Origin of the sequence: Glaciihabitans arcticus (genome assembly GCF_004310685.1) — a bacterium.
In the GTDB taxonomy this organism is placed as follows: domain Bacteria; phylum Actinomycetota; class Actinomycetes; order Actinomycetales; family Microbacteriaceae; genus Conyzicola; species Conyzicola arctica.
In genome coordinates, this window is sequence record NZ_SISG01000001.1 from 2,704,608 (window position 1) to 2,717,332 (window position 12,725).

A 12,725-nucleotide genomic window follows, 5' to 3' on the forward strand; every position below is an offset into this window, starting at 1 on the left:
GAGACTTCATGTCTACGCCTCAGGAATTGTCCACGCCTCCCCGCCTTGCAACGCGCGTTCTTGCCGTACTGCTCACCGCCGGGCTCGCGATGGGACTCACCTTCACGTCAGGAGTCGCCGCGATCGCCGCGGACGCTCCTGCCCTCGCCGTCAGCGGCCTGCGCACCGACGGACGCGTGAACCCCCTCGGCGTCGGACTCACCGACCCGACCTTCAGCTGGCTGAACGAGTCGACCGGTCGGTCGGTCGAGCAGACCGCCTACGAGGTCGAGGTATCGGCCGGCGGCAGCACGATCTGGTCCACGGGCAGGATCGACTCCGATAAGCAGCTCAACCTCGTCTACGACGGACCGGCCCTCGAGCAGCAGACGCGCTACTCGTGGAAGGTGCGCACCTGGGACAACCACGAGAACGCCTCCGCCTGGAGCGACTCGGCCTGGTTCGAGACCGGCCTAACCAGCTGGACCGCCGACTGGATCTCCGCCGCCGGCGACCTCTCGCGCTGGAACGACTACACCGTCACCACCAACTTCACGCTCGACCAGAATGTAATCGGCGTCTACTTCCGCGGCACCGACGTGCGCAACGCCTACATGTGGCAGCTCAACGTCGACGACGGCCAGACCGTGCAGTTCCGCCCGCACAAGGCCATCAACGGCGGCATCGGCCTCATCACGAGCAAGAACATCTCGAACCTGATCTCCCGCGCAACCCTCATGAACGGCGCACACACCCTGAAGATCGAGGCGATCGGCTCGACCATCAAGACGTGGATCGACGACATCCTCATCGACGAGCGCACCGAGACGCAGCGCACCACCGGGTATGTCGGATTCCGCCAGGCTCCCTCGACCACGGGCGCCGAGCGCGCGACCATCCACTCGATGAACGTCACCAAGCCCGACGGCACCGTTCTCTTCGACTCGACCTTCGACGGCGCCGAGAACCCCTTCACCATCGGCCGCATCGCCAATGGCAACCTGATCTTCGACGCGGACGCCGACGGCTTCCTCAAGAAGCGGGTCGAGAACCTCCCCGTCTTCCGCAAGGACTTTACGCTGGGCGCCGAGAAGACCATCACCTCCGCCCGCATCTACGCGGCGGCCCGCGGCGTCTACGAACTCACCCTCAACGGAGACAAGGTCGGCGACCAGCACCTCGCTCCCGGCTGGACCAACTACAACAACCGCATCCAGTACCAGACCTACAACGTCACCGACCAGGTGAAGAGCGGCGCGAACGCGTTCGGCGCCCTGATCGCACCCGGCTGGTACTCGGGCACCGTCGCGAGCTTCGGCCAGAACATCTACGGCAACACGCCTTCGCTCATCGCGCAGCTGCGCATCGACTACTCCGACGGCACCCACGAGTGGGTCAACACGAACAACTCGTGGAAGTCCACCTCCGGCCCGATGAAGTCCTCCGACATCATCGACGGCGAGGCGTGGGACGCGAACGCGATCGCGGCCGACTGGAACACGACCAGTTCGTCGACTTCGGGATGGGCCTCCGTTGCGCTGCAGCCGACCGCAACGCCGAAGCTCGTTCCCCAGCTCGACGAGCCGGTGCGCCAGACCGAGGAGAAGCCGGCGAAGTCGATGACCGAGACGGTCGCCGGAAAGTACGTGTACGACCTTGAGCAGAACATGGTCGGAATCGCCCGCCTGCGTCTCACCGGAGTGGCCGGCCAGACCGTGACGATCCGCTACGGCGAGGTCGTCAACCCCGACAAGTCGCTCTATGTCGCCAACCTCCGCGGGGCCAAGGTCACCGACTACTACACGTTCACAACCACTGGCACCGTCACCTACGAGCCCAAGTTCACGCACCACGGCTTCCGTTTCGTCGAGGTCTCCGGAACCACGGTGGCCCCAGCGCTCAGCGACATCACCGGCCTCGTCTGGGGTTCCGACCTCGACACGACCGGCTCGTTCTCGAGCTCCAGTCCGCTGCTCAACCAGCTGCAGAGCAACATCACGTGGGGCCAGCGCGGCAACTTCCTGTCGATCCCGACGGACACCCCCGCCCGTGACGAGCGCCTCGGCTGGACGGGTGACATCAACGTCTTCGCCCAGACCGCCGCGTACAACCAGAACACGCAGGCGTTCCTGAACAAGTGGCTCATCGACCTCACCGAGGCCCAGTCGCCGAACGGAGACCTGCCGGGCGTCGCTCCCATGCCGGGCTGCTGTGGTGGCGGTGCCGGCTGGTCCGACGCGGGAATCACCGTGCCGTACTCGCTGTACAAGGCCTACGGCGACACCGCCGTCATCGAGAAGAACTGGGCGATGATGGACAAGTTCATGAACTTCGTCCTCACCGAGGCCGGATCCGACAACATCGGCGGCACCCGCGGACCGTACGCGGACTGGCTGAACCTGGTCGGAGCGAACGAGACCGCCGGCAACATCATCTCCACCGCCTACAACGCCGAGAACGCCCGCATGCTGAGCGAGATGGCGGAGGCAGTGGGCAAAACGGCCCGCGCGAACGAGCTGAAGCAGAAGTCGGCCGACATCCGCGCCGCCTTCGCGTCGACCTTCATTGCGACCGACGGAACCGTGAGCGGCAACAGCCAGACTGCGTACGCCATGGCGCTCGGCATGGGACTCGTCCCGGCCGGCAAGGTGCAGGCGGTCGGCGACAAGTTCGTCGCCAAGCTCGCGCAGACCGACTACCACCTGCAGACCGGCTTCCTCGGAACCCCCTGGCTGCTGCCGGCCCTCACGGCGAGTGGTCATAACGACATCGCATACCGGATGCTGAATCACACCGACTACCCCTCGTGGGGCTATGAGGTGGCCAACGGTGCAACGACCATCTGGGAGCGCTGGAACTCGATCATGCCCGACGGCAGCTTCGGCGACGTCAGCATGAACTCCTTCAACCACTACGCCTACGGCGCGGTCGGCACCTGGATGTACGAGAACATCGGCGGCATCGCGCCGCTCGAGGCCGGCTACAAGTCGGTGCGCATCGCACCCGCCATCGGCGGCGGACTCACCGAGGGATCGGGTCGCTTCGACTCCGTGTACGGAAAGATCACCAGCCACTGGGAGACCACCGAAGCCGGGCTCACCCTCGACGTGGAGGTGCCCGTCGGTACCACCGCACAGGTGACGATCCCCAGCTCGAGCGCGCTCACGGTCTCGGAGAGCGGCTCGCCGCTCGCCGGCGCGGACGGTGTCACCGACGTGACATCCAGCACCGGCAACGTCTCGTTCACCGTCGGATCGGGCAGCTACTCGTTCGAGGTGCACCGCAGCGGCGAGATCCTGAACTCGGTCTTCGATGCGCTGGACGACTACGAGGCAGAGGTCGGCCGCCTGGCGGGCCTCGGTGACGTGAACGGCGCAACCGCCGAGACGATCACCGCCGGCATCGAGGCCGCGCGCGGGAACGTTCTCGCCGCGCTCACCGCCATCACCTCGAACGGCAACGCCGTACCGCCCCTGCTCGAGGTGGTCGACGGGCTCGCCGATCTCGACGTGCTGATCGCCGACTCGGGTCTCGACCCCGTCGTCGAGAAGCTGCTGCTCGCCGAGAACGGTGCTGTGGATGAGATCCTCGGGTCCGCCATCTCCGCGATCATCAAGGTGACCATCGCCGTCGCACCGCTCACCACGAGCCCGATTGCCGGCGACGAGGTCAGCGCGGCGGTCTCCGTCGCCAATAACGGACCCGCGGACCTCAGCGACCTCGAGGCGTCCATCGCCATCGAGGGCGGCTGGGCCGTCGAGTCCGACGAGCTCGAGCTCGCGAGCCTCGCCTCGGGTGCAAGCGCCGCGCTCGCGTTCACGACGACGGTTCCGGCCGATGCCGAAGTCGGGGCCGTGGATGCGACCCTCGCCTTCAGCTACTCCCTCTCCGGTCGCGAGATCCACGTGCGCTCGACGGATCGACTGCTCACCGTCGCCTCGCCCATCGCGATCAGCGCGGCAACAGCCGTGGTGACCTCATCCGGGCACGCCGACGCAACGGTCACGCTGACCAACTCCGGCACCGTCGGGGTTGCCGGCCGCATCACGCTCGGACTGCCCGAGGGCTGGACCCCCGCGGTTCCCTCGGCCGACCTGCTGGTCGCGCCGGGAGCCACCCGCACGGTCGTTGTGCCCTTCCTGACTCCGGCCACGATCAACTCGGGCAGCTACACGGTCGCCACGAGATTCGTGCGCGGCAGCGTCGCGATCGCCGAGAAGAACGCGGCGCTCGCCATCACGCTGAGCCGCACCCCGGCCGACGTGATCGACTGGGTCGACCTGGGTGACGCGACCGCGGAGAGCACACGTGCCATCCAACAGTCGGGAACCAGCGGCACCACCCTCGAGGCCGGTCTTTCGCGTCGCTATTCCGGCGCGAGCACCCCCGGCTCGTGGTTCTCCTTCACGATCAACGTGAACCAGGGACAGCCGTTCATCCTGCGGGCCACCGAGACCTACGACGGCATCGCCACCAAGAAGTACGACGTCAAGGTCAACGGCACTGTCGTGCACGCGCGCCAGAACACCTCGAAGGGTGCGGGCATCGAGACCTACGACGTGCTGGTCCCGGCGAGTGCGGCAACGAGCGGCACGGTGCGCGTCGAGATGCGCTTCACCAGCCTCCCCGGCTTCCACGACCCCTCGATCGCCGACGTCTGGACGCTGCCCGCTCCCGCGGACGCCGCCCCGCTCGTCTCCGCGAACGTGACGGCCACGGGCCCGAACGGCTCCAACGGTTGGGTGCGCGGACCGGCGACGGTCACCGTGACCGCCGCGGACGACAGCGGAACCGCCCCCGTGATCGAGGTCGCCGACGGTGAGGGCTGGGCGGCCTACACGGCACCCATCGCCGTCACCGCGCAGGGCACGACCACGATCGGCTACCGCGCGAGCGACGGCACCGGCCACACCACGGCCCGCCAGAACGTCACAGTCAAACTCGACTCCGAAGCTCCGGAGACGGACGCGGTGACCGAGGTCTCCGCCGACGTTGCGACACTGGATCGTGCGACAGTGACCTTTGAGGCCGAGGATGAGATGAGCGGCGTTGCATCCACTCACTACCGCATCGACGGCGACGCGTGGACCGCGGCAGGCTCGACACCCGTCACGATCAGCGGATTCGGCAGCTACCTGGTCGAGTACTTCTCGACCGATGTGGCCGGCAACATCGGCCAGGTCGAGGCCACCGAGGTCGTCATCGAAGACGTCGACGTGATCGGCTCGGTCGTCGCCCCGGCGATCACCGGAGTCGCGAAGTACGGCTCGACGCTCAGCGCCTCGACGGGTCTGTGGAACACCACCGGCCTCGCCTTCAGCTACCAGTGGCTGCGCGGCGGAGTCGCCATCAGCAACGCGACGACCGCAAACTACGTGGTGCGCGCCAACGACGGCGGCAAGCAGGTCACGGTGCGGGTCACCGCGACCAAGGCCGGATTCGAGGCGGCCTCGGCCGTCTCCGACCCGACCGCGACCATCGCCAAGGTCACGCTGCTGAAGAACACCAAGAAGCCGGTCATCACGGGCACGGCAAAGGCGGGCAGCACGCTCACCGCTTCGAAGGGCACCTGGAACATCTCCACGGTATCCGCCACCTACCAGTGGTACCGCAATGGTGTCGTCATCCCCGGTGCGACGTCGAACAAGTACAAGGTCGCGGCGGCCGACTCCGGCCTGAAGCTCGCAGTTCGGGTGGGTGCGTCGACGGCGCTGCAGGAGCAGGTGTTCGCCTTCTCGGTCTCGAAGGTCGTGGCGAAGCGCGGATCGGTGGTCAGCTTCACGACGTCGGCGAGCACGGTGAAGGCGAAGACGCCGGTCACCCTCGCGATCAAGGTCACGTCGTCGGGTTTCATGCCCACCGGAACCGCCCACGTGTACCTGAACGGCAAGCTGATCGGCAATACCAAGGTGGTGGCGGGCACCGGCACCTTCACCTTCACGACCGGCCTCAAGCGCACCCACGCGATCACGGTCAGGTACGTCGGCAACACTCAGGTCGCCGCCGACACCTCCTCCGTGCGCTACGTGCGCGTCAAGTAGTCCCCACTCCTCTTTCACCCGACGTCACCCAGCAAGGAAGCTTCCGATGACTGTTCAGCGATTCCTCACCCGACCCACCCGGGTCGCCGCTCTAGCGCTCACCATGGCACTGATCGTCGGTGGCACGACGATCGGTGCGGGGGCCGCGTCCGCTGCGGACGCGCCCCTGGCAGCGGCCGGGCTGCGCACCGACTCGCTCGTCAACCCGCTCGGCATCAACGGGGATGACCCGGAGTTCACCTGGCAGCTGAAGTCCGATACGAGGGCGACGCTGCAGACCGCACATCGCATCGTCGTGTCCAGCACCCGCGCGAAGGCCGCGGCCGGGGACGCTGACGTTTGGAACCCGGGTTGGGTTTCAAGCGAGCAGTCGGTGGATGTCACATACGCGGGTCCGGCGCTCGAATCGGCTACCCCGTACTACTGGGCCGTGCAGGTTCGGGACAACCACGGGCGGGAGTCGGCGCTGAGCACGGTCGGATCCTTCGAGACCGCGCTGCTGGCCGCATCCGAGTGGGATGCCGACTGGATCGGTGAGGACTCGGAAGCAGCCCTCAACCAGTGGAAGGACTACAGCGTCGAGCTCTCCGCCAGCTCGATCACGGGAGCCCTCGGCGTCTACCTTCGCGCCAACGCCTCGGCGAGCAACGCCTACATGTGGCAGATCTCGGTGAGCGGCACCGACGCGTTCATCCGCCCGCACATCAGGACCAACGGCAACTACAACGTCCCCACCGGCACGAAGATCGACCCGACGTTCCTCAACGGCCCGATCACTTCGACGACCGCCAACACCTTCCGCTTCGACGTGGTCGGCAACAGCATCGCGACCTACGTGAACGACCACCTGGTCGTCACCACGCCCGTCACGAACTTCGCGCGCGGCTACGTCGGGTTCCGCTCGAGCGCGGGCGAGAGCGGCACGGCGCACAGCCTCAAGGTCACCACTGTCGGCGCAGCGCCGAAGACGCTCGTCAACACCGCCTTCCCGCTCGGCGACACCACGTTCACCGGCGGATCCCAGACCGTCGCCGGCAGCCGCGTCTATGCGGTCAACGACGGACTGCTGAACGGTCTCGACACCGAGCCGATCTTCCGCTCCGACTTCACCGCAGGCTCCGATATCGCGAGCGCCCGCCTCTACGCCTCGGCGCTCGGCGTGTACGAGTTCCGCATCAACGGTGAGCGCGTCGGAGACCTCGAGCTCGCCCCGGGCTGGACCGACTACAACAAGCGCGTCGCCTTCCAGACCTACGATGTCACCGACCTCGTCAAGACCGGCGACAACGCCATCGGCGCCCTCACCGGCGCCGGCTGGTACTCGGGCTCGCTCGGCTGGTTCGGTCCGAACCAGTACGGCACCGATTCGCGCCTGCTCGGCCAACTCGTCATCACCTACGCCGACGGCTCACAGAAGATCGTCGGTACGGATGGCGACTGGACGACGACGAAGGGCCCGGTCCTGGCCTCCGACCTCCTGATGGGGGAGACCTACGACGCGAACAAGTGGCAGGACGGTTGGGATGAGGCGGGCTTCGACGACTCCAGCTGGAACGCCGTGCTGGACGCCGGCGCCCTCGCGACGAGCAAGCTCGAGCCGCAGCCCGAGCCGCCCGTGCGCATCACGCAGGAGCTCGCCCCAATCACGCTGACCAATGTGAACGGCGCGTGGGTCTACGACCTCGGCCAGAACATGGTCGGCAAGGTGCGCCTGAACGTCGGCGCGAACGCCAACAACGGTGCGCGCATCACGCTCAAGCACGCGGAGATCCTGCACGCCGACGGTTCCGTCGCGATGGAGAACCTGCGCTCGGCCAAGGCCACCGACTACTTCACCCCCGTTGCGGGCGGCGGAGCGCAGACCTACGTGCCTCGCTTCACATACCACGGCTTCCGCTACGTCGAGCTGACCGGCTTCGTCGGCACCCCGACCCTCGCCACGATCACCGGCCTCGTCGAGGGCTCCGACAATGAGGCGACGAGCACGTTCGACTCCTCGAGCACGATGCTCAACAAGCTGCAGAAGAACATCGTCTGGGGCCAGCGCGGCAACTTCTTCTCGGTTCCGACCGACACCCCGGCCCGCGACGAGCGCCTCGGCTGGACGGGTGACATCAACGTCTTCGCCCCGACCGCCGCGTTCAACATGTACTCGGAGGAGTTCCTCCGCAAGTGGATGACCGACATGCGCGACGCACAGCACGCCAACGGCGCCTACCCCGAGGTCGCTCCGCAGTTCTGCAAGAACCCCGCGGTCCACGACTCGTGCGACGCGGGCTCGACCGGCTGGGCCGACGCCGGTGTGACGGTTCCCTTCGTCGTCTGGCAGAACTACGGCGACACCGGAATCATTACCGAGAACTGGGACTCGATGGTCGACTACATCGACTTCCTCGACGCCCAGGCCGTGAACAACGTGCGCCCCGGCTACGGCCACTGGGGTGACTGGCTCAACCTGAGCGACCCGACCCCCGGGAACGTGCTCGGCACCGCCTTCTACGCGCACAGCGTCGACCTCATGGCGCAGATGGCCACGGCGACCGGCAGGACTGCCGAGGCGACCGCCTACACCGCGAAGTTCGCAGCCATCAAGGCCGCGTACCAGGACGCCTTCGTCGCGGCCGACGGCACGGTGACCGGTGGCAGCCAGACCGCCTACGCGATCAGCATCGGCATGGGGCTCGTTCCCGAGAGCCTCGTCGAGGCGGCCGGCACCAAGCTCGCCGCACGCGTCGCGGCCAAGGGCGGTCACCTCTCGACCGGCTTCCTCGGCACGCCGTACCTGCTTCCCGCGCTCACCCAGTCCGGCCAGGAGAAGGTCGCCTACTCGCTCATGATGAGTGAGACCGCGCCGTCCTGGGGCTACGAGGTGGCGATGGGTGCGACGACCATGTGGGAGAAGTGGGACTCGCTCGGTGCGAACGGCCAGCCCACCGACTACGGCATGAACTCGTTCAATCACTACGCGTTCGGTGCGGTGGGTGACTGGATGTACCAGACCATCGGTGGCATCCGCTCGACCGAACCGGGGTTCAAGCACTCCGTCATCGCGCCCCAGCCGGGCGGCGGACTCACCCACGCGGCGGTCGGACACACGTCCGTCTACGGCAGGGTCGCAAGCGACTGGACCATCACCGGCGGCCGCATGGCCCTCACCGTCGACGTGCCCGCCAACACCACCTCGACCGTGCGCATCGCCGCGAAGAACCTCCACGAGGTCTTCGAGGGTGACGTCGCCGTGGCCGACGCCGTGGGTGTCGAGAGCGTCACGCTGAGCGGTTCCGACGCCGTCATCGAGGTCGGCTCCGGTCACTACGCGTTCAGCATCGACGAGGTGGCCGGCACGTTCGGCACGATCACCGACGGCCTCGCCGCCATCGACGACGCGCTCGACGGTGCCGGGCTGTCGGTCTCTGACCGCGCGCTCGCCGACGGCTATGTCGACGACGCACGCGCCGCAGTGGGTGCAGCGGATGCCGCGACCACCGACTCGGCCGCAGCCCTCGCCGTCCACACGGCTCTTGCCCGCCTGGCCTCCCTGACGACCCTGCTCATCGCTGCAGAGTCGGACGCGGAGCTGCTCGACGCGGTTGCCGAGGTCTCGGCCGATCTCTCCGGGCTCTCCGCCGGCTTCCTCGACGTCTCGGCGTCGATCGTCGTCAGCGCGGGTGCCGTGTCGCCCTCCGGTACCGCGACGGCGACCATCGCCGTCGAAAACGACGGGGACTCCGAGCTCGCCTCGGTCGACACGTCGCTCACCGCACCCGCCGGCTGGAAGGTGCTCTCGCTGAGCCACCCGGTCGCGGCAGTGCTGGCGCCGGGGGCAACCCGTGAAGGCGCCTATTCGGTGCGAGTCGCAGCCGCCGGTCCGCTCGGATCCAACCCGCTCGCGGGCACGGCCACCTACCGGTTCAACGGTTCAACCGCGACGATTCCGGTGACGGGTGCGGTCTCGGTCACGAGTCCCATCTCCCTCACCGCGAGCGCGATTCCGGCGGCAGCACCCGGCAGCGCCGTCACGGCTAACGTGACCGTGACCAACGCCTCCGGCACCGCGGTTCGGGGAACCCTCCAGACCGCGAGCGCGGGATGGCGTATCGCGAGCGGTGAGCCGGTCACGGTTCCCTCGAACGGCTCCCTCGTTGTACCGGTGACCCTGCAGGTCGATGAGACGGCGAACGGCGGGGCAGCATCCCTCGTCCTGGCCTTCGCGGTCGGCGGCGAGACCTGGAGCTCGGTCACGGTCGGCGCGACGGTGAACCTCAGCCTCGATGGCCCGACCCTCACCCAGTACGACTATGTGGATGTCGGCGAAGCGGTCTCGGAGGCCGCACACGAGATGACCAAGTCGAACGGCTCGGGCGTAACCGCCGAAGCCGGACGCAGCCGTCGCTACGTGGGCATCACCGACCCGACCGGCTTTATGCAGTACCGCCTCGCGGTGCCCGCGGGCAAGCCGTTCACCCTCAAGCTGACCGAGACCTATGACAGGAACCAGACGAAGGACTACCGCGTCCTTGTCAATGGCACCCTCGTGCAGCGCCGCATCAACGTGCACACCGGCGGCCTCAGCCTCGTGACCTACTCGATCCCGGTGAGCGACACCACGCTCAGCGCCTCGGGCAGTGTTGTGGTGCGCATCGAGAACAACAATCCGCTGGTGCCGAACACCTACGACCCGTCGATCGCCGACCTGTGGACCACCGCGTTCACCGACTACGTCGACCTCGGCAACACGGCCTCCGAGACCGCTCACGCCACGACGTTCTCGAGCAGGTCGGGCACGAACACTGAGGCGGGGCGCACGCGTCGCTACGCGGATCGTCTCGACCCGAACGGGTTCATCCAGTTCACCGCGAAGATCGAGCAGGGCAAGCCCTTCACGATCCAGACGGTCGACACCTTCGACGGTCCGCAGCGCAAGGTCTACGACGTGTTCGTCAACGGCACGAAGATCGAGCGCCACGACTACACCCGCACCGCTTCGGGCGCGGGCCTGGCCACGACCGTGGTGCTGGTCGACAACCCCGCGCTGCTCACGAGCGGCACGGTGACCCTTCGATTCCAGAGCGAGTCGAGCGGCACCTACTACGACCCCTCGCTCGCCGACGTCTGGGTCACCCCGGCGGCAGCCGACACTCTCGCACCCTCCCTCGAGCCGGTCGTCACCGGAGAGATCGGTGCCGGCGGCTGGTACACGAGCGAGGTGACGGTGGATGCAACGGCACGCGACAACCGTCGCGCCCCCGTCACGGTCGAGCACAAGCTGGGTTCGGCGGACTGGACGGCTCACAGCGGTGCGGTCACCGTCTCGGACGAGGGCGACACAGCCATCGGCCTGCGCGCGACGGATGCCGCAGGCAACGCGGGCGCCATCGACACCCTCGACCTGAGGATCGACTCCGTCGCACCGAGCGTCAACATCGACGGCTTCCAGCTCGAGGTGGACGATGAGACCTCCGGTCTGGCAAGCGTGCGCTACCGTCTCGCGGACGGCCCCTGGGCTGCCTTCGAGGGTGACGTATTCGTCTTCGACGGTGCGGGAACCTTCCGCGTCGAGGTCGTGGCCGACGACGTGGCGGGCAACCGTACCCACGACGTGAGCTACATCACCATCGATGACGCGACCGACCCCGAGGTGACCCTTACGACGAGCCTCGCTCCCGTGGGCGGCTGGCTCCCGGCGGATGCGACGGTTGCGCTCGAGGCGACCGACGACGTCGGAATCGCGACCCTGCAGTACCGTCTCCCGGGTTCCGACTGGAAGAACTACACGGCACCGCTCGAGTTCGAGCCGGGCAAGCACACCGTTACGGCCCGCGCGGTCGACTTCGCCGGCAACACTTCGGCGATCGCCACCCTGCCGGTCTGGATCGACGGCACCGCCCCCGTGACGGCGAGTGTGGTCGCGGGCAACCCGTCGAACCGCGACCGTCTCGACGTGCGCCTCACCGCGACCGACGCCGAGTCCGGCGTGGCCGCGACGAAGTACAGCGTCGACGGCGATGACTGGGTGACCCTCGAGGGCTCGACCGTGACGGTCACCGGCTACGGTCGCCACACCGTCGAGTTCGCGTCCACAGACCGGGTCGGCAACGTCGAGAAGACCCGATCGGTCGCGGTGTCCATCAAGGACGTCGACGCGCTGATCAACTACACGAAGCCCACGATGACGGGAACGGCGAAGGTGGGCTCGACGCTCACCGCCACGACCGGCACGTGGAACACCACCGGGCTCGACATCGAGATCGAATGGTTGCGGGGCGGGGTCGTCATCCCGAACGCCGGAACCACGACCTACCTGATCACACCGGCCGACATCGGCAAGACGATCTCGGTGCGAGTGACGGCGTCGAAGCCCGAGCTGCTCGGAGTAGCGGTCACGACCGCGGCGACGGTGGCGATCCCCAAGGTCGTCACGGTCACGACTCTCACGGCGTCGAAGACCTCGGTCACGCGCAACTCCACGGTGGTGCTGTCGATGACGGTCAGCGCTCCGGTGGGAACGCCGGCGGGAACCGTGACGGTCTACCTCGCTGGTAAGAAGTTCAAGACGGTGACCCTGGTGAACGGCCAGGCCACCCTCTCGGTGAAGTTCGGGCAGAAGAAGACGTACGTCGTGGGGGCCGTGTATGCGGGCTCGACGACCTATGCCGGTGACTCCTCGCCGAACGTCTCCATCAAGGTCAAGTAGCACGGTGCGCG

The 12,725-nt window shown here is 67.4% G+C and carries 2 protein-coding genes; both read left to right on the forward strand.

Going from position 1 to position 12,725, the window contains the following annotated elements:
• Positions 1 to 8 precede the first annotated feature (8 nt).
• Entirely contained in the window at positions 9 to 6,020 is a 6,012-nt protein-coding gene (locus EYE40_RS13175; RefSeq protein ID WP_130982377.1) for a family 78 glycoside hydrolase catalytic domain, read from the forward strand.
• A gap of 46 nt (positions 6,021 to 6,066) precedes the next feature.
• Positions 6,067 to 12,714, forward strand: a complete 6,648-nt coding sequence (locus tag EYE40_RS13180; RefSeq protein WP_130982378.1) for a family 78 glycoside hydrolase catalytic domain — start codon at positions 6,067 to 6,069, stop codon at positions 12,712 to 12,714.
• Positions 12,715 to 12,725 lie beyond the last annotated feature (11 nt).